Origin of the sequence: Scrofimicrobium sp. R131, from assembly GCF_040256745.1 — a bacterium.
Taxonomy (GTDB): Bacteria; Actinomycetota; Actinomycetes; order Actinomycetales; family Actinomycetaceae; genus Scrofimicrobium; species Scrofimicrobium appendicitidis.
This window is the reverse complement of record NZ_CP138335.1, coordinates 2,031,030-2,055,121: the sequence shown is the minus strand read 5'-3', so window position 1 is coordinate 2,055,121 and position 24,092 is coordinate 2,031,030. Positions and strand designations below refer to the sequence as shown.

19 protein-coding genes are annotated in these 24,092 nt (G+C 65.1%); 17 read left to right on the top strand and 2 right to left on the bottom strand.

Annotated elements, in window-relative coordinates; genetic code table 11:
- Positions 1-109 precede the first annotated feature (109 nt).
- Both SAC06_RS09430 and SAC06_RS09425 read left to right on the top strand, forming a co-directional pair.
- The gene (locus tag SAC06_RS09430) at positions 110-1,393 is read left to right on the top strand and encodes an adenylosuccinate synthase (protein ID WP_350258044.1); all 1,284 of its coding nucleotides are present in this window, start codon (positions 110-112) and stop codon (positions 1,391-1,393) included.
- A 468-nt stretch (positions 1,394-1,861) separates the two neighbouring features.
- Positions 1,862-2,773: a YbhB/YbcL family Raf kinase inhibitor-like protein gene (locus tag SAC06_RS09425; RefSeq protein WP_350258043.1), complete on the top strand. Its 912-nt coding sequence runs from the start codon at positions 1,862-1,864 to the stop codon at positions 2,771-2,773.
- Between the two features lie 59 nt (positions 2,774-2,832).
- Here SAC06_RS09425 and SAC06_RS09420 read toward each other — a convergent pair whose 3' ends face one another.
- Complete coding sequence (locus SAC06_RS09420) at positions 2,833-3,978, bottom strand: acyl-CoA dehydrogenase family protein (protein ID WP_350258042.1); 1,146 nt, start codon at positions 3,976-3,978, stop codon at positions 2,833-2,835.
- A gap of 98 nt (positions 3,979-4,076) precedes the next feature.
- On the opposite strand from SAC06_RS09420, the gene SAC06_RS09415 reads away from it, so the two are divergent.
- From SAC06_RS09415 to SAC06_RS09400, 4 genes are all read left to right on the top strand, one after another.
- Positions 4,077-4,667, top strand: a complete 591-nt coding sequence (locus SAC06_RS09415; protein WP_350258041.1) for an FABP family protein — start codon at positions 4,077-4,079, stop codon at positions 4,665-4,667.
- Positions 4,664-5,764 (top strand): folate-binding protein, encoded by a 1,101-nt coding sequence (locus SAC06_RS09410; RefSeq protein ID WP_350258040.1) that lies wholly within the window; start codon positions 4,664-4,666, stop codon positions 5,762-5,764. The genes SAC06_RS09415 and SAC06_RS09410 overlap by 4 nt, the downstream gene beginning before the upstream one ends.
- Positions 5,764-6,189, top strand: coding sequence for a D-aminoacyl-tRNA deacylase (gene dtd / locus SAC06_RS09405; RefSeq protein WP_350258039.1), 426 nt, complete (start codon positions 5,764-5,766; stop codon positions 6,187-6,189). The genes SAC06_RS09410 and dtd overlap by 1 nt, the downstream gene beginning before the upstream one ends.
- A 94-nt stretch (positions 6,190-6,283) precedes the next feature.
- Complete coding sequence (locus SAC06_RS09400) at positions 6,284-8,749, top strand: ATP-dependent Clp protease ATP-binding subunit (protein WP_350258038.1); 2,466 nt, start codon at positions 6,284-6,286, stop codon at positions 8,747-8,749.
- Between the two features lie 84 nt (positions 8,750-8,833).
- Here the strand turns inward: SAC06_RS09400 and murQ are convergent, their stop codons facing one another.
- Positions 8,834-9,751 (bottom strand): N-acetylmuramic acid 6-phosphate etherase, encoded by a 918-nt coding sequence (gene murQ, locus SAC06_RS09395; protein ID WP_350258037.1) that lies wholly within the window; start codon positions 9,749-9,751, stop codon positions 8,834-8,836.
- 141 nt (positions 9,752-9,892) lie between these two features.
- Here murQ and SAC06_RS09390 point away from each other — a divergent pair, with 141 nt between their 5' ends.
- The 11 genes from SAC06_RS09390 to SAC06_RS09340 all read left to right on the top strand — a co-directional run bounded on the left by SAC06_RS09390 (position 9,893) and on the right by SAC06_RS09340 (position 23,980).
- Positions 9,893-11,539 carry a glycoside hydrolase family 3 protein gene (locus SAC06_RS09390; protein WP_350258036.1) on the top strand — a complete coding sequence of 549 codons (1,647 nt, stop codon included), beginning with the start codon at positions 9,893-9,895 and terminating at the stop codon, positions 11,537-11,539.
- Positions 11,536-12,663 (top strand): DUF1343 domain-containing protein, encoded by a 1,128-nt coding sequence (locus tag SAC06_RS09385; RefSeq protein ID WP_350258035.1) that lies wholly within the window; start codon positions 11,536-11,538, stop codon positions 12,661-12,663. The genes SAC06_RS09390 and SAC06_RS09385 overlap by 4 nt, the downstream gene beginning before the upstream one ends.
- A 140-nt stretch (positions 12,664-12,803) precedes the next feature.
- Entirely contained in the window at positions 12,804-14,501 is a 1,698-nt protein-coding gene (locus tag SAC06_RS09380; protein ID WP_350258034.1) for an ABC transporter substrate-binding protein, read from the top strand.
- Between the two features lie 73 nt (positions 14,502-14,574).
- Complete coding sequence (locus SAC06_RS09375; protein WP_350258033.1) at positions 14,575-15,570, top strand: ABC transporter permease; 996 nt, start codon at positions 14,575-14,577, stop codon at positions 15,568-15,570.
- Positions 15,563-16,504, top strand: a complete 942-nt coding sequence (locus tag SAC06_RS09370; protein WP_350258032.1) for an ABC transporter permease — start codon at positions 15,563-15,565, stop codon at positions 16,502-16,504. The genes SAC06_RS09375 and SAC06_RS09370 overlap by 8 nt, the downstream gene beginning before the upstream one ends.
- Positions 16,501-17,400 (top strand): ABC transporter ATP-binding protein, encoded by a 900-nt coding sequence (locus SAC06_RS09365; protein ID WP_350258031.1) that lies wholly within the window; start codon positions 16,501-16,503, stop codon positions 17,398-17,400. The genes SAC06_RS09370 and SAC06_RS09365 overlap by 4 nt, the downstream gene beginning before the upstream one ends.
- On the top strand, positions 17,397-18,257 hold the full coding sequence (locus tag SAC06_RS09360) for an ABC transporter ATP-binding protein (RefSeq protein WP_350258030.1): 861 nt from the start codon (positions 17,397-17,399) through the stop codon (positions 18,255-18,257). The genes SAC06_RS09365 and SAC06_RS09360 overlap by 4 nt, the downstream gene beginning before the upstream one ends.
- Positions 18,254-19,129: a MurR/RpiR family transcriptional regulator gene (locus tag SAC06_RS09355; RefSeq protein WP_350258029.1), complete on the top strand. Its 876-nt coding sequence runs from the start codon at positions 18,254-18,256 to the stop codon at positions 19,127-19,129. Before SAC06_RS09360 ends, SAC06_RS09355 begins: the two co-directional genes overlap by 4 nt.
- Entirely contained in the window at positions 19,129-20,013 is an 885-nt protein-coding gene (locus SAC06_RS09350) for an N-acetylglucosamine kinase (protein ID WP_350258028.1), read from the top strand. Before SAC06_RS09355 ends, SAC06_RS09350 begins: the two co-directional genes overlap by 1 nt.
- On the top strand, positions 20,013-21,185 hold the full coding sequence (locus tag SAC06_RS09345) for an anhydro-N-acetylmuramic acid kinase (RefSeq protein ID WP_350258027.1): 1,173 nt from the start codon (positions 20,013-20,015) through the stop codon (positions 21,183-21,185). Before SAC06_RS09350 ends, SAC06_RS09345 begins: the two co-directional genes overlap by 1 nt.
- Positions 21,182-23,980, top strand: a complete 2,799-nt coding sequence (locus SAC06_RS09340; protein WP_350258026.1) for an FAD-binding and (Fe-S)-binding domain-containing protein — start codon at positions 21,182-21,184, stop codon at positions 23,978-23,980. The genes SAC06_RS09345 and SAC06_RS09340 overlap by 4 nt, the downstream gene beginning before the upstream one ends.
- Positions 23,981-24,092: the final 112 nt, after the last annotated feature.

Sequence of the window (24,092 nt, the reverse complement as noted above, 5' to 3'; positions counted from 1 at the left end):
CCACCCAGGTGGGTCCCGCCTCGTTTTGTCTGGCGGGCACAATTCTCAGGATCGGAGGAGGGCCGACTAGAATGGGGGAGTAACGGCCCATCTTTCTAAGTGAGGAAACATGCCGGGGATAATTGTGGTCGGAACCCAGTGGGGTGACGAAGGGAAAGGTAAAGCCACAGATCAACTTGGATCCAACGTCGAGGTTGTGGTCAAGTTCAACGGAGGTAACAACGCCGGTCACACGGTGGTAGTTGGGGGCGAAAAGTACGCCCTGCACCTGCTGCCCGCCGGAATCCTCACCCCCCACGCAACCCCGGTGATCGGCAACGGCGTGGTGGTGGACCTGGAGGCGCTCTTCTCTGAGATCGACCTGATGGAGTCGCGCGGGGTGGACACTTCTCGGCTGCTGGTTTCGGCCAACGCACACGTGATTGCGCCGTACAACCGACTGCTTGACCAGGTGACGGAAAAGTCCCTGGGGAACAAGCAGATCGGCACCACCGGGCGCGGGATTGGCCCCACCTACGCCGACAAGATGAATCGGATCGGGGTCCGGATCCAGGACCTGCTGGACGAAGAGGTGCTGCGCCAGCGGGTGCGCGGAGCCCTGTATGAGAAGAACCAGCTGCTGGAAGTGGTCTATCGGCAGAGCCCGGTGGACCCCGACCAGGTGGCTGATGAGTTGCTGGCCTACGCGGACCGTCTGCGTCCAATGGTGGCAGACACCTCCCTGTTTGTGAACCGGGCCCTGGCCGAGGGGAAAACGGTTCTGTTTGAAGCGGGCCAGGCGGCCATGCTCGACATTGACCACGGCACCTACCCCTATGTCACCTCGTCCAACGCGACTGCGGGCGGAGCCCTGACCGGAGCGGGCGTCGGCCCCACCCAGATCAGTCGAGTGGTGGGCGTGACCAAGGCCTACACCACGCGGGTGGGCGAAGGCCCCTTCCCGACCGAGCTGTCCGGCGCCGAGGGTGACCACCTGCGCGAGCTGGGCGGCGAGTACGGGGTGACCACGGGCCGGCCGCGGCGGGTGGGTTGGTTCGACCCGCTGGTGGTGCGCTACGCCAACCGGGTCAACGGCCTGACCGACGTCGTGCTGACCAAGCTGGACGTGCTGGACTCCTACGACGAGATTGCCGTCTGCGTCGCCTACGAGGTGGACGGCCAGACCCTGACCGAGATGCCGATGGATCAGGGTTCCTTCGCGCGGGCACAGCCGGTATACCAGCTGCTGCCGGGCTGGAAGAGCGACACCACCTCCGTGCGGAAGTTCGAAGATTTGCCCGCCGCCGCCCAGGACTACGTCCTGTTCCTGGAGCAGCAGATTGGCTGCCGGATCTCCTCGATCGGGGTCGGGCAGGGGCGCGAGGCGACCATCATCCGCCACGAACTGGGCTAGGGCTTAGGTTCGGGTTCCGGGGAACCACCGGCGCGAGCCGAGTCGGTTCCCCCTGGGACCGGGTGTCCCGCCGGGAAAAGTTAACGGCACCAGGCCCAATGCGCCAGTCGGCGCGATGGCCGCTCTTGGCGGCTTGGATTGGAGCCCGGGGCAATGGTGCCTGATGCCTGAGTACAGTCTACGGCACCCGGGCGCGTGCCACAGCACGGACAGCTCAGTTGGGTCGGATTTTCCCGGCGGTGCCCGGGGGCCTTCAACTCCCGGTCTGGCCTGTCAGCGGCCAGGTTCGGCCCGATTTGGCCGAGTGGGACCGGCCGCATGGTCGGCGAGATTTCGCACAGCAAATCGGGTTCGAGCCGGGACTGCCCTGCTCGGCCAGAGTAGGCTGGGTCACACCTGAGTCTGGGTGGCGCTCGAGGGACAGCCCCGGTTCGACCGCTCAGAACCCGAGGAGCAAAGGAGAACTCGATGAGAATTAGCCGCTTCGATCACCTGGTCCTCACGGTGGCGGATGTGGATCGATCCCTGGCCTGGTACGGGCAGGTGCTCGGGATGGAGCCGATTACTTTCGCGGGGGGCCGCCGGGCCTTGGCCCTGGGGGAGCAGAAAATCAACCTGCACCAGCAGGGGGCGGAGGTGCGCCCGCACGCCAATCACCCCACTCCCGGCTCGGCCGACCTATGTCTGGTGAGTGCGCGCCCACTGACCGAGGTGGCGGCCCACCTGGCTTCCCAGGGCGTGAACTTTGAGGAGGGGCCGGTTGCCCGCACCGGTGCCACCGGACCGATCACCTCGCTCTACCTGCGCGACCCGGACGGGAACCTGCTGGAGATCAGCACCTACGACAGTGGCCGCCCGCGGGCGCCGTGGCCCTACGACCTGCTGGCACCCGTCCCCTCGTTCACTCTGACCAGCACCAACTTTTCCGACGGGGATCCGTTGCCGCCAGCCCAGGTCCACTCGGGTGACGGGCATCCCGGCCTCAGCCCGCAGCTGTCCTGGGAGGGGGCACCGCCCGAAACCAAGGGGTACGCGGTCACCTGCTTTGACCCGGATGCCCCCACCGGCTCAGGCTTTTGGCACTGGCTCCTGCTGGGCCTGCCCGCCGACTGCACCTCGTTGCCGGCTGGGGCCGGAGTCGACCAGAGTCCGGCGCTACCGCCGGGGGCCTACCACACGCGGTCGGATTTTGGTGGGGCCGGGTTTGGTGGGGCCGCACCGCCGGCGGGCGACCCCGCCCACCGATACATCTTCGCCGTCCACGCGCTGGACACGGATCAGCTGCGCCTCGACCCGGCCACTCCGGCCGGCGGCGTTGGCTTCAACCTGGTGGCCCACACGATTGGTCGGGCCACCCTCTACGGCCTGCACGCCAACTAGGGCCCGGACAGACTTGTCCCCCACCCAAAAACCGGGTGGGGGACAGTCAGTAATCGCGGCTAGTGTTCGATGGGGCCCAGCAGCATGGTGGCCCAGGCGCCGTGCAGGGACTCCTGGTCGGAGGGCTGGAACAGGCCCGCCAGCGCATCGCGGTACAGGCGGGACAGCTCGTGCTTGGAATAGTAGGAGGCCCCACCGCAGGCACGCACCGACTCTTCCACCGCTCGGAGGGTGGCTTCCGAGGCGGCATTCTTGACGGCCGACAGGCGCGGCATCCACCAGTTGCCCAGGTCCACCTGGTCCTCAAAGGCGCGGGCCAGCTCGCGAATCTGCGGGCCGACCGCCTCCATCGTCAGCGCGGCCGAGGCAATCCGCCACCGAATGTCCGGATCGTTGGCGTAGGTGGTCTGGTTTTTGACCGAATGGCGCTTCTTCACGTGTTCCACCGCCACCTGGACTGCCCGCTGCCCGACACCCTGGTAGGTGGCGGCCAGCAGGATTTCGAAGTTCGCGAAGATCCCCATCACCACCGGGTTGGCTGACGGGCCCGGGTCGGTCACGGTCAGGATCTCATCTGCACTGGCCGCAGCCCCCTCCAAAATGGTGGAGTTTGACTGGGTGGCCCGCATTCCCAGGACATCCCAGTCGTTCTTCATGGTGAACCCACCCCGGTCCCGGTGCAGGACCGCGAACACCGACTTTGGAGCCTCCGGGTCGGTGGCGTCCTTGCCGAAGGTCATCAGGCGGGTCCAGGCGGGGGCCAGCGAGGTAAAGATCTTCACCCCGTGGAACGAGTAGCCACCCTCGCCGTCCGGGCGGGCCTCCGTGATCGAGCCGAACAGAACCAGGTCGTTGCCCGGCTCGGAGATTCCGAACGCGAACAGTTCCCCGGCGGCGGCATCGCGCAGGATTTGCTCGCCCGCCGACAGGCCGGAGCGGACCATGTGCCGGCCAACGCCGACGATGATCTGGTGCATGTTGATCGCGAGGGCGGTGGCGGGGGCAGCCTGGGCTAGGCGGGTCTGCTCGGCCGCGATCTGTTCGAGGGTCAGGCCGGCGCCGCCAAACTTGGTTGGCACGTAGGCGCCCAGGTAACCGCATTCGCGGAGCTGGTCGAAATCTTCAGTGGGGAAGGTGTTGTCCGCGTCGTACTGGGGGGCGCGGGCGTGAATGTCGTCGAGCACGTTCTGGGGGAGGAAACTCATGGAAGCTCCTAGGTAGGACTAACGTCTGGGTGCTTCAAATCTACCCGGTAGTAACTGGGGCCTGTCCACTTGTCCCCGGGAGCGGTTACCCTGGAGGCATGTTTGAGATACCTGAGAATTTGCCCCTGTCCTTGGCGCCGCTGGCCTGGGTCCTGGGCCGCTGGCAGGGGTGGGGCACCCTGGCCGGGGATGACGATGAGCCCGACGCGATCATTTTGCAGGACATTCAGGCGGAGGTGGTGGGACAGCAGATGCGCGTCGTCACCTCGCTCTATCACGGGAAGGTTGAGGGCGAAATTGACTGGCAGATGAACGCCGCTGCCGGGCTGGACCTGATTGAACCCGGGGAGTTGTTCCGGGAGGAAACCTCCTACTGGCGCCTGGCCACGCCGCTGGCGGTGCTGCCACCCGAGGGGGAGGAGCCGCGCGAACTCCAGGTCACCAGTGCGGACACGCAGGGTCTGGCCACCCTGTGGGTGGGGGTGTCAATGGGCCCACGGATTCGCCTCACCTCCGACGTGATTGCTCGCGACGCTTCGGCACCGCAGATGACCACCGTCCACCGAATGTTCGGCCTGGTGGGGGGCGAACTGTTCTGGACTTCGGAAACGTCCCTGGACCAGGGTGAACCCCAGGTGGAACTGTCCGGGCGCCTGCGCCGCGCCTCGCAGGAGGCGGAAGAGGCATGAGCGACTACCTAGCCGGGGCGGTGTTTGCCGAGGGGCAGGTGGCCCCGATCCACTTCGGGGACCCGGTGACAGAGCAGTTTGAGTACGAGGCGGGGCGGGCCCTGCACCCGCGCGGGCCCGTGGGTCTGGTTACCGTCACGGGGGCGGATCGGCTCACCTGGCTCACCACCCTGTCCTCACAGGACCTGGCTCCGCTGGGTGAGGACGGCTCCAGTGAAATGCTGCTGCTGGACCCCAACGGTCGGATCCAGTTCGCTATGGGCGTGGTCAGTCAGGGGGACACCGTCTGGCTGCTGACCGATCCCGAGCCGGCTCCGGAGCTGGCCGCGTTCCTGGAGTCCATGAAGTTCATGTCCCGGGTGGAGATTCGGGACCGGTCCGCCGACTATCAGGTGTTTGAGACGGCCGGCGGGGCCAGTCCGGCCGGGGCGGAGGCCACCTGGGTGGACCCGTGGCCCGGCCCCAGTCTCGGCGGGGCCCGGTACTTCCAGGGCTCGCACCCGGGGGAGGCCTTCCAACACCGTCTGATGATTGTTCCCGTCGACCGGGCCGCGCAGTTCGTGGCGGACAGCGGTTTGGGGTTGGCCGGTTCGCTGGCGGCCGAGGCCACCCGGGTGGCGGCCTGGCGCCCCGGTTGGACCTCGGAGGTGGATGATCGGACCATGCCGGCCGAACTGGACTGGCTCCGCACCGCCGTTCACGTGTCGAAAGGCTGCTACTGCGGGCAAGAGTCCGTGGCTCGGATCCTGAACTTGGGGAAGCCGCCGCGGCGCCTAACCTTCCTGCAGCTGGACGGTTCGCTCAGCTCGATTCCCGCCCCCGGCGACCCGGTCGAGTTGAACGGCCGCCCGGTCGGGGTGATCACCTCGGTGGCGCGGCACGCAGAAATGGGTCCGATTGCCCTGGCCCTGCTGAAACGATCCGTCGATCCGGCGGCCCCGCTGACCATTGGTCCGATTGCGGCCGCCCAGGAACTGATCGTGCCGGTTGAAGGGAAGTCGGACCATTCACCCAGTGAGCGGCCCGGCGCGGGCCTGCGCCGACTGGACCACGGCGGTCGGGACATTCGCACCACCGGGCCCGGAACGGTTCGCTAGTGCGGGCCGTCCTGCAGCGGGCCCGCGGCGCCCGGGTGGAAGTGGCCGGGCAGATCGTGGGCCAGTTCGACGGGGAGGGAGTGGTCGCCCTGGTCGGGGTGGCCCGCGAGGACACGGTGGCGGATGCCCAAACGGTGGCGCGAAAAATCGCGGAACTGAGAATCCTGACCGAGGAGCGGTCCCCGGTGGAGGCCGGTGCCCCCGTGCTGGTGATCTCCCAGTTCACCCTGTACGGGTCAACCAAGAAGGGTCGGCGCCCCTCCTGGTCGGCGGCCGCTCCCGGCGAGGTGGCCGAACCCCTCGTCCAAACCGTGGTGGAGAAGCTCCGCCAGCGCGGAGTGGCGGTGGAGACCGGGATCTTTGGCGCCCAGATGGAAGTGAGCCTGACGAACTCGGGCCCGTTCACGGTGCTGGTGGAGACCTGAAAGGCCACGCCTTCAGCGAAACTGAGCCCCGAAACCAGGCCTAGACCCTACCCTAGAAGAGGATAAGTAGTCGTCGCCCCAACAGGAGGCCCGAATGTTCGAACGGTTTACCGACCGTGCTAGGCGCGTTGTAGTCCTTGCGCAGGAAGAGGCGCGCGGGCTCAAGCACAGCTACATTGGCACCGAGCACCTGCTGCTCGGCCTCATTCACGAGGGTGATGGGGTGGCAGCCAAGGCCATGGAGATGGTCGGCATCAAGATTGAGGACGCCCGGGCCGCCGTCGTAGACCTGATTGGCGAAGGGGAGAACGAAATTGAGGGGCACATTCCCTTCACTCCCCGGGCCAAGCGAGTCTTTGAGCTGTCTTTGCGTGAAGCGCTGCAACTTGGCCACAACTACATCGGGACCGAGCACCTGCTGCTAGGGCTGCTGAAAGAAGGCGAGGGGGTGGCCTCGCAGGTCTTCCACCAGCTGGGTGCCGACCAGATGCAGGTCCGCCAGGCCGTGCTGCAACTGCTGCAGGGATACCAGGCGCAGGGTGATGGGCGCGAAGCCGTCGGAACCGGCGGGGCGCCCGTGCGCGACCGGGAGCGGGGCAACTCGGCTCTGCTGGAGCAGTTTGGCCGGAACCTGACCCAGGCTGCCCGCGAAGGCAAGCTGGATCCGGTGATCGGACGCAAGACCGAGATGGAACGCGTCATGCAGGTGCTGTCGCGGCGAACCAAGAACAACCCGGTCCTGATTGGTGAGCCCGGGGTGGGTAAGACCGCGGTGGTGGAGGGCCTGGCCCAGGCGATCATCCGCGGCGACGTTCCCGAGACCATCAAGGGAAAGCAGATCTACTCGCTGGACATGGGGTCGCTTGTGGCCGGCTCGCGCTACCGCGGCGACTTCGAAGAGCGCCTGAAGAAGGTGCTGAAAGAGATCCGCACCCGCGGCGACATTATAGTCTTCATCGACGAGATTCACACGCTGGTGGGGGCGGGCGCGGCCGAAGGTTCGATCGATGCCGCCCAGATGCTGAAGCCGATGCTGGCCCGCGGTGAACTGCAAACCATTGGCGCCACCACCCTGGATGAGTACCGCAAACACATCGAAAAGGATGCGGCGCTGGAGCGCCGGTTCCAGCCGGTCAAGGTGGATGAGCCCAGTGTCGACGAGACGGTGGGCATCCTGAAGGGCCTGCGCGACCGGTACGAAGCCCACCACCGGGTGATCATCACCGACGAGGCGATCGACGCGGCCGCCACCCTGGCTGACCGCTACATTTCAGACCGGTTCCTGCCCGACAAGGCCATCGACCTGATGGACGAGGCGGGGGCGCGCCTGCGGATCCGTCGGATGACGGCCCCGCCGGAACTGCGCGAACTGGATGAGAAGATTTCCGTCGTTCGCCGCCAGAAAGAGCAGGCCATTGACGAGCAGGACTTCGAGAAGGCGGCGAACCTGCGTGACGACGAGCAGCATCTGATCAACCAGCGCCAAGAAAAGGAATCTTCCTGGCGCGGGGGCGAAACCGACGAGATTGCCGAAGTCACCGAGGAAGAAATTGCTCAGGTGCTGGCCATGTCGACCGGCATCCCCGTGTTCAAGCTGACCGAGACGGAAACGTCGAAGCTGCTGAACATGGAGAACGAGCTGCACAAGCGCGTCATTGGGCAGGAGGAAGCCGTCAAGGCCCTGTCCCAGTCGATTCGCCGGACCCGCTCCGGGTTGAAGGACCCCAAGCGCCCCGGCGGCTCCTTCATCTTCGCCGGCCCGACCGGGGTCGGAAAGACGGAGCTGGCCAAGTCCTTGGCCGAGTTCCTCTTCGGCGACGAGGATGCCCTCATTCAGCTCGACATGTCCGAGTTCTCTGAGAAGCACACGGCTTCCCGTCTGTTCGGGGCTCCCCCCGGATACGTTGGTTACGACGAAGGTGGGCAGCTGACCGAAAAGGTTCGCCGTCGCCCGTTCTCCGTCGTCCTGTTCGACGAGGTAGAGAAGGCCCACCCGGACATCTTCAACTCGCTGTTGCAGATTCTGGAAGAGGGACGCCTGACCGACGCTCAGGGTCGGATGGTTGACTTCAAGAACACCGTGATCCTGATGACCACCAACCTGGGGACACGCGACATCAACAAGGGTGTCCTGACCGGGTTCCAGTCGTCGGAGAACCTGACCCACGACTACTCGCGGATGAAGGCAAAGGTCAACGAGGAGCTCAAGCAGCACTTCCGGCCTGAGTTCCTGAACCGCGTCGACGACGTCATCGTCTTCCCGCCGCTGACCAAGGACGACATCGTTCAGATCGTGGACCTGATGATTGCCCGCCTGTCCAAGCGGATGGCTGACCAGGATATGGGCCTGCAGCTGACCGAGCCGGCGCGGGAACTGCTGGCCGATCGCGGGTTTGACCCGGTGCTGGGGGCGCGGCCGCTGCGCCGAACCATCCAGCGCGACATCGAGGACGCCATTTCGGAGCGGATCCTCTTTGGCGACGTCAAACCCGGCGACGTGGTTACCGTCGGGGTCAAGGAAGTTGACGGCCAGAAGGAGTTCAGCTTCAACGGCTCCTAGCGTCCAGTGCTCAATTGGCGCCCAGTTCCTCCGGTGGGAGGGCTGGGCGCCAATTTGTTGGGACCGGTGGGGGAGCTTGCCTACCTAGGCATCGAGGGCTGCCCGCAGGAATCCGCCGCTCCCGGCCAAAAGATCTTTCGCTTCAGCGGCGCTCAGCGACCGTAGCAGGGATACCGATGCGACCTTGACGTTCCCGTCGGCCTCTGCCAGCGCCGCCTTAGCCTGTTCTAGCTCGCAGCCGGTGATTCTCATGACCAGGTTTTGCGCCCGAACCTGCAGCTTCTTGTTGGTGGCTGACACGTCCACCATCAGGTTCCCGTAAGTTTTCCCCAGTCGAATCATGGTCCCGGTCGAGATCATGTTGAGGACTAGTTTCTGGGCTGTTCCTGCCTTCAGGCGCGTGGAGCCGGAGACAATTTCCGGTCCCACCACCACCTCGATTGGAATGTCGGCCAGAGTTCCCAGGTCGGACGGGGAGTTGTTACTAATTCCCACGGTGGTGGCCCCGGCCTCCTGGGCGGCGGCAATTGCCCCTAAGACGTAGGGCGTCCGCCCGGAGGCGGTAATCCCGACCACCGTGTCGTTCTCGCTCAACCGGTAGCCCAGGAGGTCGGCCCTGCCGGCGGCATAGTCGTCTTCGGCTCCCTCAATTGCGTGTCGCAGCGCGTGGTCTCCCCCGGCGATGATGCCGACCACTCGGGCTGGGTCTACCGAGAAGGTCGGCGGAATCTCGGAGGCATCCAGTACTCCCAGGCGTCCGGAGGTGCCGGCACCAACGTAGAGCAGACGGCCGCCTTGGGCCATGCCGGCCGCGGCCGCTTCGACTGCCCGGGCAATCTGGGAGATCACCTGGCTGATCGCTTCGGGCACCAACCGGTCTGCCTGGTTCATCGCCTGCAGGATTCCTTCGGTACTCATTAGGTCGAGTTCCTGGTATCGCGGGTCGGTGGACTCAGTCACCGACGCGGTGATCTGATCGGAGTGCTCCTGAGTGAGCTCCATCGGGGCCTCTATTCCTCGTCCCAGCGGTCGCATCCGTTGCGGGACCCGCCGGGAATGTATATTATTTTCGTTAACAGAGAAGTTGAGGTAACTATATTACAAGTGGGGGCGGGAAGTCACCTGAACCCTAGTGGAGCTGCAATGAAGGAGCAATCGGTGCACAAACAGACGGTGAAGGAAGCGCTAGCTCAACTTGAAACTTGGGACGACGAGCACCTGGTGGGGCAGTTGTTCTCCGTGGCCAGCGGCGGGCATGCCGCGAAGAACATCCTTGGGTTCGGTGACAGCGCCTCGCCCGACCAGGTTGAACGCGCACACGAGGCGCTGCTCCAGCTGATCCGCGACTATCACCTGGGGGCCATCATTTACTTCCCTCCCGGCGGTGACCACGAGCCGGTAGCCGACATTCGGCGTCGAGTGCTGGAACTGCAGGCCGCTGCCGAAGTGCCACTGTTGATTTCCACCGATCAGGAGAACGGAACGGTGGCTCGGGTGCGGGTGGGCGTCACTCATCTGCCGGGCGCGATGGCGCTGGGGGCCACCGGGGATGAGGAGCTGTGGCGCGAAACCGCGCGGGCCACCGCCGCCCAGCTTCGATCGGTGGGGATTGCCCAGACGCTGGCTCCAGTGGCCGATGTCAACGTGGTGGCGGAGAACCCCGGGGTCAACATTCGCTCTGCCGGGTCGGATCCGCACCGGGCGGCCCGACAGTTGGCGGTCACGATTCGGGCTTGGTCTGAAGCCGGTCTGGCCTCAACTTTGAAGCATTTCCCCGGCTACGGTTCGGCGGCGGTCGATCCGCACCTGGGCCTGCCGTCGGTAGGACTCAGCCGCGACCAGTGGGACCGAACCGAACGCCTGCCATTTCAGGCTGCCATCGAGGCCGGGGCCGACACGGTCATGCTGGGCCACGTCGCTTTTCCCGCTTTGGACCCGGTCGATGCGGCCACTTTCTCCCGGCCAATTGTCACCGACCTCCTGCGCCACGAACTGGGTTTCACCGGCGTGATCATCACCGATGCGCTCGACATGGGTGGAGCGGAACGTCCCGAAGGACCGGCCGAAGCCTGCGTTAGCGCCCTGCAAGCCGGGGTCGATCAGCTGCTGATGCCGGTTGATCTGCCCACCGCCTACGAGGCGGTGCTGCGAGCACTGCGGGAAGGGCGCCTGGACCGGGATCAGCTGGTCGCCTCGGCGCGCCGGATCCTGACCCTGAAGGCCAAGCTCCAACTGGACGAGCCGATTGGCCCGGGCCCCGAGACGCTTCCCCACCAGGAGCAGGCAGAGTTGGCCCGGCGGGTGGCCACCGCAGCCGTCGCTCAGCGGAACGCGGAGGTGCCGGCCGTGCTCACCCCGGGAGCCGAACTGCTGCTGATTCATCCGGGTGTGGATCCCCAGAAGCGCGGCGTCAACCCGGGGGAAGTCCTTGGTCGGCAGCTGAGGGCCGCGGGTCACGGTGTGACCGAATTGGTCTGGACCGAAGGCACCCCGTGGCCGGGCCGGCCCGACACTTCCGCTCGGGAAGCGGTCCTGGTATTGCGTGACGCCTGGAAGGAACACGCCCCCGTGGCCGAAGTGTTGGCTGAACTGAGCCGGGCCGGGTTGGTGGTGCACGTGGTGGCCCTCCGATCCCCCTATGAGGCGGCTTCGGTGGCCGGCAAGTATTCGGTGCTCCTCACCTACGGCGACAACCAGTTTGCAGTGGAGGCGGCCGGACGGGTGCTCCTGGGCGAGGAGCCGGCCCGTGGAGGACTGCCAATGGGTGTGCCCACCCCGGCCGACCAATGAAGGTGCAAACCGGAGCCGAGCAACTGCTGGCTCGCCCGGAACTGATCCCCGGGGCACGACTAGGGCTGCTAACGAACTACACCGCTGTTACCCCGGATCTGGTCCCACTGTGGATTGGCTGGCACCGGGTTGACCCCCGGTTGCAGGTACTGTTTGGCCCCGAACATGGCCTTTGGGGTAGTGCCCAGGCGGGCGAAGCCGAGTCGGATCAAGTTGAGCCGGTCACCGGTTTGCCGGTGGTCGACACCTACGGGCAGGAGGAATCGCGCTGGGCGGCCGAAATGGCAGGGCTTGACGGGGTTGTGATTGATCTCCAGGACGTGGGCTCGCGCTGCTACACCTACGCCTGGAGCGCGCTTCGCTTCCTGCGAGCTGCCTCCCGGCGGGGGGTCCCTGTCTACGTGCTGGATCGGCCAAACCCGCTCGCGGGGGTGGTGGCCGGTCCCGGCTTGCAGGCCGACTGTGTCAGCCTGGTCGGCGAGTTGGGAGTGCCACTTCGGCACGGTCTGACGCTGGGAGAACTGCTACGGGAGGCGGCGGCCTGGTTAGATCTGCCAGAGCCGAGCGTGATTGCCATGAAGGGTTGGCGCCGAGACAAATTCTGGGCCGAGACGGGGCTGCCGTGGGTGCCCCCCTCCCCGAACCTACCCACCCCCGCCTCGGCCCTGGTCTACCCGGGGACGGTACTGCTGGAGGGAAGCAATCTGTCTGAGGGGCGGGGAACGACGCTGCCCTTCGAGTTGGTGGGGGCACCGTGGTTGACCGAGGAGTGGGCGTGGGCGCTGCGGCAGCGAGACCTGCCCGGTGTTCAGTTTCGATTGGCCAGATTCCAGCCTACCGGCCATAAGTACGCCGGCCAGGTTCTGACCGGCGTGCAACTGCACGTGTTGGATCCGGACCGTTTCGATCCGATCCAGGCCGGATTGGCGCTGCTGGAGACAGCCAAAGAGCAGGCGCCGGAGCACTTCGCCTGGCGTGAGCCGGACTGGGAGGGCGCGTCCCGCCCCTTCGTCGATCTGCTGTGGGGGAGCCCGGTCCTGCGGGAGCAACTCGGGACCGGAGTGGATTTGGTGGAGGCTTCGCCCGCGCCAATCCGACCTGTCACCGCGCCGCTCTATCGGTGAGAACGGCGCGACCAAGCCAATTGCACTGCTCTTTAGTTAGTAACTCACGCAAGCGGTTGCTTTTCTGAAAGAAATTTACATATGATGTGAGTCATCCTGCCCGACCACGTTGGTCGGGAGGACAGTGGAAAGGAACGAAGATGTCCTCAGCTAAGAACTGGAAGCGGGTGGCCCTAGCTGTGGGCGCCACCGCCTCCCTGGGTCTCCTGGCCGCGTGCGGGGGAGGCCAGGCCGGTCAGTCCGGTCAGTCCGGAGATGCGGCCGGCGCGCAGGAAGGCCCCACACTGGTGGTTTTCGCCGGGTCGCAAACCCCGATCGTGCCGAACTTCAACCCCTACACTCCCACCGTGCTGCATGCGGCCATGGGTGGGATCTACGAACCGCTCTTCTTCTACAACAAGGCGCAGGACACCGACCCGGTTCCGCTGCTGGGCGAGAGCGCAGAGTGGTCCGAAGACGGCCTTGAGCTGACCATCGGTCTGCGTCCCGACGTCAAGTGGAATGACGGTGAACCCCTCACCGCTGACGACGTGAAGTACTCGTTCACTAACGACGCCGTGCAGATGGACTACGTCACCGGGGTCGAAGTGGTGGACGAGCAGACGATCACCATCCAGTTCGCCGAGCCCTCCTTCACTCGCGAATACTCGCTGCTCGGTGCCACCTACATCGTTCCCGAGCACGTGTTTGGCGCCGTCGACGACCTGGTCACCTTCGACAACTCGAGCAACCCGGTTGGCTCCGGTCCCTTCATGGTCGAGAACGTCACCGACGCTGCCTACACCGTGGTGGCTAACCCCAACTACTGGGATCCGGACCGGCCCGGAATCAACCGGGTCCAGTACCTGGGGATCGATGGCAATTCATCGGCTGAATCGCTGTTCAAGGCCGGCCAGCTCGACTACTCCACCTTCTTTGTTCCCCAGCCTGAGCAGCTGATCCAGGCCGGAAACTTGGGCTACCTGAACGTGGCTTCACCCAACCCGACCGTCGTGATGATCTGCTCCAACGCGGATCTGGGTTGCACCGGGGCACAGACCCACAAGGAAATCCGCCAAGCTCTGAACCTTGCGATCGACCGGGCCGAAATCAACGAGAAGGCCTACTACAATCTCGCTCAGCCCGCCTCGCCCACCTTCGTCAAGCCGAATCGGGACGAGCAGTGGGTGGCGCCCGGCCTGGAGGTACTGAACCCGGAGAACGCGGATGTGGAAGCAGCCAAGCAGGTGATGGAGGCGGCCGGCTGGACGCTGGGCGCCGACGGCATCTACGCCAAGGACGGGGAACGGGCCTCGATCAAGCTGGAGTCGGTGGAGGGTTGGTCCGACCAGAACGCGGCTGCCGAGCTGATGGTTGCCCAGGCCAAGGCGGCCGGGCTGGAGCTCAACAACGGCACGATCACCGCTGATCAGTACTCTGACCGGCGGATGACCGGGGACTACGAACTGTTCCTCGGGGCACTCTTTGGAACCCCGATTTCTGATCCGTTCACCATCTACCGCGACTCGTTCACCACCGACTACACCCAGCCGGTGGGCAGCTCCCTGGAGCCGGGTCAGACCAACTACTCGCGCTACTCCAACCCGGAAGTAGATCAGGCGATCGCGGCGGCAGCGGTCACCAACGATGTTGAGCAGTTGAAGGAAGCCTACGGGATTGTCCAGCGCAACATTGTCGAGGACGTGCCTTACATTTCCCTCTTCCACGGTGGCTCGCAGACGTTCTTCAACCAGACCGACTTCACCGGTTGGCCCACCGAAGACAACCTGTACGCGTTCCCCGCTTCCTGGGATGGGGTGTCGGCGGCCTACATCCTGTCGAAACTGACCTACAAGTAAGCCGCAGTGGTCTGGCCGTCCGAGGCCGGGCGGCCAGACCACCGCACTATCGACGCAAAGGAGTGTCGACGGCGTGAGGTACTACCTACGACGAATCGCGTTCTATCTGTTCACTCTGTGGGCCGCGGTTTCGCTCAACTTTATGCTTCCTCGCCTGATGCCAGGCGACCCGCGCACAATCTTCATGGAGAAGATCATGCGGCGCGGCGGGGAAATCACCCCGGCCATGGAGAGATCGATCGACATGATCTTTGGCACCTCCAACTCGCCAATCTGGGACCAGTACCTCAGCTACTGGGGCAATATTTTGCACGGAGACCTCGGCACCTCCAGTTCGATGTTTCCGGCCTCGGTCTCCTCGCTGATTGCCTCGGCCCTGCCGTGGACACTGGCTCTGGTTGGCACCGCCACCGTCATCTCCTTCATTCTGGGGGTCAGTATCGGAGCCTACGCCGGGTGGAAGCGGGGGACCGCGGCCGACGCGATTATTCCCGGGATGACCCTGCTCCAGTCGGTCCCATACTTCTGGTTGGCCCTGATTTTTGTCTCTCTCTTCTCGGTCTCCCTCGGTCTGTTCCCCATCATCGGCGGCTACTCGATGCGTGACTTTCCTGCCGGACCCGAACTGTCGTGGGCCTTCGTGGGCAGCGCCATCTATCACGGGCTGCTGCCGGCCCTCACGATCGTGATTGCCTCCGTTGGGGGTTGGGTGCTCGGCATGCGCAACATGATGGTCTCTACCCTGTCTGAGGATTACGTGGTCACCGCGGAGGCCAAGGGCCTGAAGAAGAGCCGAATCTTCGTCTGGTACGCGGGACGAAATGCTGCGCTGCCGTCCCTAGCGGCGTTCGGGATTACCCTGGGCTTCGTGGTGGCGGGCTCCATCGTGATGGAGCAGGTCTTCAGCTATCCGGGGGTGGGCAAACTGCTCATGACCGCCGTTTCCGAAAAGGACTTTGCCCTCATGCAGGGAGTCTTCCTCGTCATCACCGTCACCGTGCTGCTCGCAAACTTCGTCATGGACATGGTGTACGGCTTTATCGATCCAAGGGCCAGAAGCAATGTCTAGCGCAAAAGAAGTGAAACCGTCCGGCCGTCGCCGGCGTCGGCTTGATCTAAAGCTCGGTTTGGGGCTGTTCCTGACCGTCGGAATCATCCTGTTTGCCCTCCTGGGGCCCAGATTCACCCAGGATCCGCGGGCTTACGGCAACACCCCGATGCAGCCGCCCAGTCCACAGCATCTGCTGGGGACCAATAACCTGGGGGCCGATGTCCTGGCACAGTTGGCCGAGGGGGCCAGCGGCTCGCTCCTGGTGGGGGCGACCGCCGGGTTTATTGCCGTCGTTTTCTCGCTGTTCTTTGGCATCGTGGCCGGGTACCGAGGTGGGATCACTGACGAGGTGCTCTCCCTAATCACGAACATCATGCTGGTGATTCCGGGCCTACCACTGGTGATTGTCATCGCCACCTACCTGGAGACCCGGTCCATGTGGATGATCGCATTCGTTTTGGGGATCACCTCTTGGGCGGGATCAGCGGTGGTCTTGCGCCTTCAGGCCAAATCCTTGCGGAACCGCGACTACGTGTCGGCAGCTCGGACTGCCGGCGAGCGCGCCCCCCGGATCATCCTGGTGGAAATCCTGCCCAACCTGCTGCCCCTGTTGGCGGCCATGTTCCTCTCGGCCGTGGTCTTGGCCGTCCTCTCCGAGGCGGGACTCTCCTACCTGGGATTGGGTCCATCGGGAGCTATCACCTGGGGAACCATGTTGAACCAAGCCGCCCAGCAAAACGCGTTCCACGTGGGGGCCTGGTGGTGGTTTGTTCCGCCGGGGCTGCTGATCGCTCTGCTGGGAACGGGCTTGTCCCTGATCAACTTCTCCATCGATGAGACCATCAATCCGAAGCTGAAAGCGGCCCCGGACGCGGTCCGGTCGGTTCGCCGGGCCGAGCGGGAACTGCGCCGCCAGGCGCGGCTCGCCCAAGCGGGGAAGGACGCGAAATGACAAACGAGGCCGGTCCCCTGACCACCCCCGCCCACGATGCCTATCTGGCTGACCAAACCCCGGTGCTCACTGCCCGGAACATGACCATCACCTACGAGACCGCTGAACCGGTCCGGGCAGTCCAAGATGTCTCCCTCACCCTCAACCGAGGGGAAATCTTGGGGCTGGCTGGGGAATCCGGGTGTGGAAAAACCACCCTGGCCTACGGCATTAACCGGCTGCTGAAGCCGCCGGCACTGCTGGTAGACGGCCAGGTGACGCTGCACGACCTTTCGGGGACGGATATCAACGTCACCGGACTGTACGGGGATGACCTGCGCCGTTTCCGCTGGTCAAAGATCTCGATGGTGTTCCAGGGAGCGATGAACGCGCTCAACCCGGTGATTTCGGTTCGGGCCCAGCTCTTCGACGTCTTTGACACCCATCGACCGGGCATGTCGAAAGCAGAGAAGCAGCGAGAATCCGAGGAGTTGCTGGAGTTAGTTGGGGTGGATCCCAGCCGGCTGGGTGCCTTTGCCCACGAATTGTCGGGCGGAATGCGTCAGCGGGTGATGATCGCGATGGCACTGGCCCTGCGCCCGCAGGTGATGATCATGGACGAGCCGACCACAGCCCTAGACGTGGTCGTGCAGCGGGGGATTCTGCGCGAAATCATGCGCCTGCGCGAGCAGCTGAACTTTGCGGTCATCTTCATCACCCACGACCTGCCGCTGCTGCTGGAGATCTCCGACCGGATCGCAATCATGCGCACCGGCCGGATTGTCGAGCTGAATACGGCTCAGAGCATTTACGAGGACCCCCAACACGAGTACACGAAGAAACTGCTGAGCTCATTCCCCAGCTTGCTGGGAGAGGAAGGCGGGTTTGTTCGCACCGGGGAAGGTGACAACCGATGAGCCTGATAGTTGACCGGGTAACCAAGCAGTTCCGCCTCCGCCAGGGCCTGCGCAGCTCCACCCTGACGGCGGTGCGAGATGTCTCCTTCGAGTTGAAGCCCGGCAAAACCATCGCCCTGGTAGGAGAGTCCGGCTCGGGCAAATCCACGATCGCCAAAATGATCATGCGCCTGGAGAAACCGAGCAGCGGGAGCATCACTGTAGATGGGCTGACCGCCAAGTCGCGCCAGGAATACCTGCACAAGGTTCAGATGGTTTACCAGGACCCGTTTGCGTCCCTCAACCCGTTCCACTCGATTCAGCATCACCTGGAACGGCCTCTGAGAATCCACGGGAAAGTGAAGACGCGAGCCGAGGCCGACCGGGCCGTGCAGGAACTGCTGACCCGCGTAAACCTGGAGCCAGCGGAGTCCTACGCGGCCCGCCACCCCCACGAACTTTCCGGGGGGCAGCGGCAACGCGTGGCGATTGCCCGGGCTTTGGCTCCTGGAGCTCAGTACCTAGTCGCCGACGAGCCGGTCTCAATGCTCGACGTGTCGATTCGGCTCTCCGTGCTAAACCTGCTGGCCCGCCTCCAGCGGGAGGACAATCTGGGGGTGCTCTACATTACGCATGACCTGGCCACCGCCCGGCACTTCTCCGACGAGATTATGGTGCTCTACCGCGGCGAGGTGGTCGAAAGGGGGCCCTCAGATCAGGTTATTCTTGATCCACAACACAAATACACGAAACTGCTATTGAGCGCCGCGCCGATTCCGGCAAATCACGGACGACTCCGCGACTCGGTCCGCGCCGAACTAGCATCGGGAGAAGATTTCGACCGGTTTGGCAAACAGGTGTTGGGGGAAACGAAATGACCGAAGAGGCAGCGCTGAGTGTTCGTATCCGCCGGGGACTTCCCGACCTGCAACCGGCCATTCGCCGGGTGGGGGAGATAATCGTCGCCGACCCCAACCGGGCTGCAGCTATGCCGATCACGGAGCTAGCTCGCGCCGCGCAGACGTCTGAGACCACCGTGATCCGGTTCTGCCGTGCGTTCGGCTACCCCGGTTATCCGCAGTTGCGTCTGGCGTTGGCGGCCGAAGGTAGGCCCGACTCCGACGAAAATTCGGTGGCCTACCAGGGGGGTATCCTGCCCGAGGACGACATCGACTCGGTGGTCAAGAAGATTGCCTATGCGGACGTCACCTCGGTCTCAGACACGGCCAACTCCCTGTCCCTGGAAACGCTGTCCGAGGTGGTGGCCCGGGTGGTCCGGGCCAACCGGATCGAAATCTACGGGGTGGGGGCCTCCGCTCTGGTGGCGGCGGACTTCCAGGGTAAACTCCACCGGATCGGACTAACCGCTTTTAGCTATGCCGACCCTCACGGTGCCGCGGTCTCGGCGGCTCTGGCCAACGAGCAGACGGTGGCGTTCGGGTTTTCGCATTCGGGTCGGACCAGCGAAACCTGCACGCTGCTGCAACTGGCCCAGGAACGCGGTGCCACCGCGGTAGCCATCACCAATTCGCCCCTGTCTCCGCTGGCCGAGCTGGCTGACCTGACGCTGCTGACCGCTGCTCGCGAAACGACCTTCCGGGCCGGGGCCACCAGCAGCCGCCTCGCCCAACTGACGGTGGTGGACTGTCTCTTTGTTGCCATTGCCCAGCAGACTTTTGACCGCAGCATTGATGCGCTTGAAGCCACCCTGGCGGCCGTGGGACGACTCCGAAGTCAAGGGGAAAGCTGATGGACCTCGTGGTCGGAATGGACGGGGGCGGCACCACCCTGCGGGTGGCAATTGCCGACCTGGAGGGGAACCAGTTAGCCGAAGCCACCGGACCCGGAATCAACCCGAACTCAGGCGGTGACCCGGGTCGATCATTCGACGAAACCCTCGGGTGGGCGCTAGCGGCGGCTCCCACCGGTCGGATCGTCGGCGGCGTGGCCGGATTGGCCGGGTTCATTACCAACGGTCCGGCACTGACCCGGGCACTGGAGTCGGCTTGGCGCCGGCACGGCCTGACCAGTCCGGTGCGGGCGGTATCCGACCTGGTGGTGGCGTTCTGGTCGGGAGAGGCACGTCCGGCCGGTACCGTGCTGATTGCCGGCACCGGCGCAATTGCCGGGTTGGTGAGCGGGGCCGAACTCGGGGCCACCAGCGACGGCTACGGTTACCTGCTGGGTGACCGCGGCGGCGGGGTCTGGCTGGGCCGGGCGGCAGTGCGCGCCGCTTTGGACGGGCACTCCGGGCGCGGACCAGCCACTCTGCTGACCAAGTTGGTCCTGCGCGACGAGACCGCCTGTGAGCTGATTGCCTCCGTTTACGCGGCCTCGCCCAAAGAGTTGGGAAAGTATGCCCGCTTTGTCGACCAGGCCTACCACCTGGGGGACCCGGTGGCGGCCGAGATCGTCGACGAGGCGGTGTCCGAGTTGGTGAGGACAGTCGAGTCGCTCCCGGGGGCCGACGGCGGGCCCCTGGTTTTGGTTGGCTCCGTTGCCACGGGGGATCATCCCGTTGCCGCCGGATTGCGCTCGCGGTTGCAGGAGTTGGGCTGGACTGTCTCCGAAGGAAACTCGGGCTTGACCGGGGCCCTGCGCTTGGCCCGTCACCAGGTCCTGGCCGTCGACTAATGCGAATCCTCGGCCTGATGTCGGGCACCTCTTGCGACGGGGTGGACGCGGCAGTAGTTGACTTTACCTACCGTGACGGACACCTGACCGGACGGTTGCAGTGGGCAAATGAGACCCCGATTTCTCCGGAGGGTCGGGCCCTAATCCAGAGTCTGTTTCCACCGGCCCGGGTCTCATTGGAGGACGTTGTTCGGGCTGACGTTTACCTCGGTGAACTGTTTGCCGAAGTGGCCGAGGCGGCGCTGGCAGCGAGCGGAGGCGCCGACGCGATCTGCTCCCACGGGCAGACTGTCTGCCACTGGGTCCCGGATGGTTCCGCCCGTGGCACCATGCAGTTGGGCCAGCCGGCGGAGATTGCGGAGCGTACCGGTCTGCCGGTGGTGGCGGATCTGCGGGTCCGCGATCTTGCGGCCGGAGGTCAGGGAGCCCCACTCGTCTCCTTCCTGGACGCGGCCCTGCTGGCACCGGCTACCGGGTCGGGGCGAGGGGCGGCTACCTTGAATCTGGGTGGAATCGCCAACGTCACCGTCCGGGTGGGCACCCGGGTCGAGGCTTGGGATACGGGACCGGCCAACGCGTTGATCGACACCTACGTCACCCACCTGAAGCTGAACTCAGTCGGGTTTGACGTGGATGGGCGTTTGGCGGCGGCAGGCAGTCCTTTCGTTCCCCTGCTGGACCTGCTGGCCGATGACCCCTACTACCGGTTGCCAGCCCCCAAGTCGACCGGAAAAGAGCACTTCAACTGGGAGTATTTGCAGGGGCCGCTGGCTCGCTGGCCCCGCCTCGCCCCCGTCGACGTGGTGGCCACCTTGACCGAACTGACCGCGTTGACGGTGGCTCGGGACCTGTCCGCGGTGGGATCGGTGTTCGTCTCCGGCGGGGGTGCCCAAAACCCGGTGCTGCTGGCAGCCCTTCGACGCCGCCTCCCCGAGGCGACGGTGGAGCTGACCGACCAATTGGGGGTGGACGCGGGGGCGAAAGAAGCGATCCTGTGCGCCCTGATTGGGTGGTGCACCCTGCACGGAGTTCCGGCCACTCTCCCGGGGGTGACCGGCGCTCGTGGGCCGCGCGTGCTGGGGACCATCACCCCGGGTGCCGGCCCGCTCGAGCTGCCCACACCCCTGCCCCCGCTGCTGTCCCTGAACCTGGAAGGAACTGTCGCCCCATGAGCCTCTCGCGTGCTGAAGCTTTGCGTTCGGGTGGAGCCGCCCAGGAACTGTACCGGCGAGTCTGGGCTCACGACGCCTCCCACTTTCTGGTGACTCCCAGGGAGGTGCGCCAGGTCGACTCTGCGGCGCAGATGGCAGAGCTGTTTCGGGAGGCGCGTCGGCGTCACTTGCCGGTAACTTTCCGCTCGGGAGGCACCAGTTTGAATGGGCAGGCCCAGTCCGAAGGGATCCTGGTGGATACCAGGGCCGCGTTCAAAGCGGTGGTGCCGTTGGACCGGGGACATCGGGTGTGGGTCCAGCCGGGGGTGACTATCCGGCAGGTGAACCGGGCTCTGGCCCGCCACGGCCGGAAAATGGGGCCGGATCCGGCCAGCGAGATTGCCGCGACCGTGGGTGGGGTGCTGGCCAACAATGCGTCGGGGATGCTGTGCGGTACCGACCAGAACAGCTACCGGCTGATCGAGTCGCTCGAGGTCGTGCTGCCTTCCGGCACCATTTTGAATACCGCCGACCCCGGAGCTGCCGACAAGCTGGCCGAGTTGGAGCCCAACCTGGTTGACACGCTCACACGGCTCCGCGATCAACTGTGGGCACGGCCCGACCTGGTGGCTGAGGTGCGGCGGCAATTCAGCCAAAAAAACACGATGGGCTACAGCCTCAATGCGTTCCTGGATTACTCCGAGCCCCTGGACCTGCTGGTCCATCTGCTGGTGGGCAGCGAGGGCACCCTCGGGTTCGTTTCCGAGGCGGTCTACCGGACCGTGCCGGTCCGCCCCCATGCCGCCACCGCCCTGTGGCTTTTTCCCGACGTCCATCGGGCGGCCGAGGCGATTGCCCCCCTGGTTGGGACCGGGGTGGCTGCCCTCGAACTGATGGATGCGCGGGCACTGGCGGTGGCCCAAAATCTGCCGCACCCGCCGGCGGAACTGGTGGGCCTGGACTTGAAAGAACAGGCCGCGCTGCTAGTTGAGTACCAGGAGGAGTCCGAGGCGGATCTGGCCGAAGCTCTGGTCCGGGCTCAAACCGTGCCCGCAGCCCCCAGCTTTACCACCGACTCGGCTGTTCGGGCTCACCTGTGGGCGGTCCGGAAAGGACTGTATGCTTCCGTGGCCGGGGCCAGCAGCGAACGAACCCTGCTGGAGGACATCGCGGTGCCCGTGCCGGCCCTGGCTGACACCACTCGCGACCTCTCCAACCTGCTGGAGCGGTTCGACTACCGCGACGCGGTGATCTTCGGCCACGCCAAAGATGGCAATCTGCACTTCATGTTGTCCGACGATTTCGGCTCGGACCGGGGCCGTCAGCGCCTGGAAGCTTTTACGGAGGAACTGGTGGAGTTGGTGCTGTCACGGGGTGGGGCGCTCAAGGCTGAACACGGGACCGGTAGAGCCATGGCCCCGTTTGTCGAGCGACAGTACGGCCCCGAGCTCTACCGGATCATGCGCGACCTGAAATCCGCTTTCGACCCGGACCAGCTCTGTAACCCGGGGGTGATCCTCACCGATGATCCCCACCTGCACTTGCGGTCGCTGAAGGAGACTCCCGCGGTCAATCCGCTGGTGGACCGATGCGTGGAGTGCGGCTACTGCGAGCCGTCCTGCCCCAGCCATCAGCTGACGTTGACCCCGCGAACCAGAATTGTGGCCGAGCGGGAAATTGCGTTGGCCCGTCAGCGAGGGGACCGGGTGGGGGCCAAGCAACTTGAGCAGGCATTCGAGTACGCGGCGGTGGATACCTGTGCGGTGGATGGGCTGTGTGAAGTGGCCTGTCCGCTCGACATCAACACCGGGGACCTGGTGCGGGAACAGCGCCGGCAGCGCAGTCCGCGCTGGTTCCGGGTGATGTGGGCGCTGGCGGCTCGACACTGGTCAGCGGTTACCGTGGGCGCCGCCCTGGCCCTGAGCGTGGCCCAGCGCCTGCCCGCCTCGATGGTCACCGGCATCACCCGGATGCTGCGAGCAATAGTTGGGCCTGACCGGGTTCCGCTTTGGACTGCGGATTTGCCGGGCGGAGGGCGGCGGCGGAGCAAAGTGGCGCGGTACCACCGGAGTACCGGACCGGTGGAGGCGGTCTACCTGCCTTCGTGTCTGAATGCCATGTTTGCCCCGGCTCCGCTGGACGGCTCCTCCGGCAATACCCAGCTGGATTTCCAGCTGCTGTGCGAGCAGGCCGGGGTGACTCTGCGGTTCCCACCGGGCCTGGATCGTCTCTGCTGCGCCACCCCGTGGACCTCCAAGGGACAGTCTGCGGACCGGATCCGGAGCCAAGTTCGGGCGGCCTTGGAAGTGGCAACCGAGGGTGGCCGGCTCCCGGTGGTGTGCGACAACTCCTCGTGCACCGAGGGGCTGGTGAAGTTCGCTGACGGCTACCGGGTTTTGGATGCCCCGGTGTTTCTTCGAGACGTGATCCTGCCCCGACTGCCGGCCGGGCAACTACGGGTTACCTGGCACCAGGCGGCCCTCCACCCCACCTGTTCCACCACGCACTTGGGTTCAACTGAAGCCGTCCGACAGGTGGCGCAGCAGGTGGTCGGTCAGGCACGGGTCCCAGACGATTGGGGTTGCTGTGGGTTCGCGGGTGACCGCGGAATGCTACACCCCGAGCTGACCGCAGCTGCCACCGAGCCGGAGGCGGCCGACGTCCAGGGCGTGGACCTGTGGATCTCCACCAACCGCACCTGCGAGATTGGGATGACGAGGGCCACTGGGCAGGAATACGTTTCCCTCATCAGTGCGGTGGCGGTGGCCAGTGGTGCCACCGATCCGGACCGGGCCGCGGGCGGGACCGAACACTGACGAATCCTCCACGGTCAAACCCCGTCTGACCTGGTCTTTTATCGGTGACGTGGGCTAAAAACCGAGGTCGATCCTCCTGGGACCAACGACTCTTGGTAAACTGATTGACGAC

Coding starts and splice junctions, on each gene's coding strand:
- SAC06_RS09380 (WP_350258034.1), top strand. CDS start 12,804: ATGTCCTCAGCTAAGAACTGGAAGCGGGTGGCCCTAGCTGTGGGCGCC.
- SAC06_RS09410 (WP_350258040.1), top strand. CDS start 4,664: ATGAGCGACTACCTAGCCGGGGCGGTGTTTGCCGAGGGGCAGGTGGCC.
- SAC06_RS09400 (WP_350258038.1), top strand. CDS start 6,284: ATGTTCGAACGGTTTACCGACCGTGCTAGGCGCGTTGTAGTCCTTGCG.
- SAC06_RS09430 (WP_350258044.1), top strand. CDS start 110: ATGCCGGGGATAATTGTGGTCGGAACCCAGTGGGGTGACGAAGGGAAA.
- SAC06_RS09425 (WP_350258043.1), top strand. CDS start 1,862: ATGAGAATTAGCCGCTTCGATCACCTGGTCCTCACGGTGGCGGATGTG.
- SAC06_RS09415 (WP_350258041.1), top strand. CDS start 4,077: ATGTTTGAGATACCTGAGAATTTGCCCCTGTCCTTGGCGCCGCTGGCC.
- SAC06_RS09420 (WP_350258042.1), bottom strand. CDS start 3,978: ATGAGTTTCCTCCCCCAGAACGTGCTCGACGACATTCACGCCCGCGCC.
- SAC06_RS09340 (WP_350258026.1), top strand. CDS start 21,182: ATGAGCCTCTCGCGTGCTGAAGCTTTGCGTTCGGGTGGAGCCGCCCAG.
- SAC06_RS09385 (WP_350258035.1), top strand. CDS start 11,536: ATGAAGGTGCAAACCGGAGCCGAGCAACTGCTGGCTCGCCCGGAACTG.
- SAC06_RS09365 (WP_350258031.1), top strand. CDS start 16,501: ATGACAAACGAGGCCGGTCCCCTGACCACCCCCGCCCACGATGCCTAT.
- murQ (WP_350258037.1), bottom strand. CDS start 9,751: ATGGAGCTCACTCAGGAGCACTCCGATCAGATCACCGCGTCGGTGACT.
- SAC06_RS09345 (WP_350258027.1), top strand. CDS start 20,013: ATGCGAATCCTCGGCCTGATGTCGGGCACCTCTTGCGACGGGGTGGAC.
- SAC06_RS09360 (WP_350258030.1), top strand. CDS start 17,397: ATGAGCCTGATAGTTGACCGGGTAACCAAGCAGTTCCGCCTCCGCCAG.
- SAC06_RS09355 (WP_350258029.1), top strand. CDS start 18,254: ATGACCGAAGAGGCAGCGCTGAGTGTTCGTATCCGCCGGGGACTTCCC.
- SAC06_RS09390 (WP_350258036.1), top strand. CDS start 9,893: ATGAAGGAGCAATCGGTGCACAAACAGACGGTGAAGGAAGCGCTAGCT.
- SAC06_RS09370 (WP_350258032.1), top strand. CDS start 15,563: ATGTCTAGCGCAAAAGAAGTGAAACCGTCCGGCCGTCGCCGGCGTCGG.
- SAC06_RS09350 (WP_350258028.1), top strand. CDS start 19,129: ATGGACCTCGTGGTCGGAATGGACGGGGGCGGCACCACCCTGCGGGTG.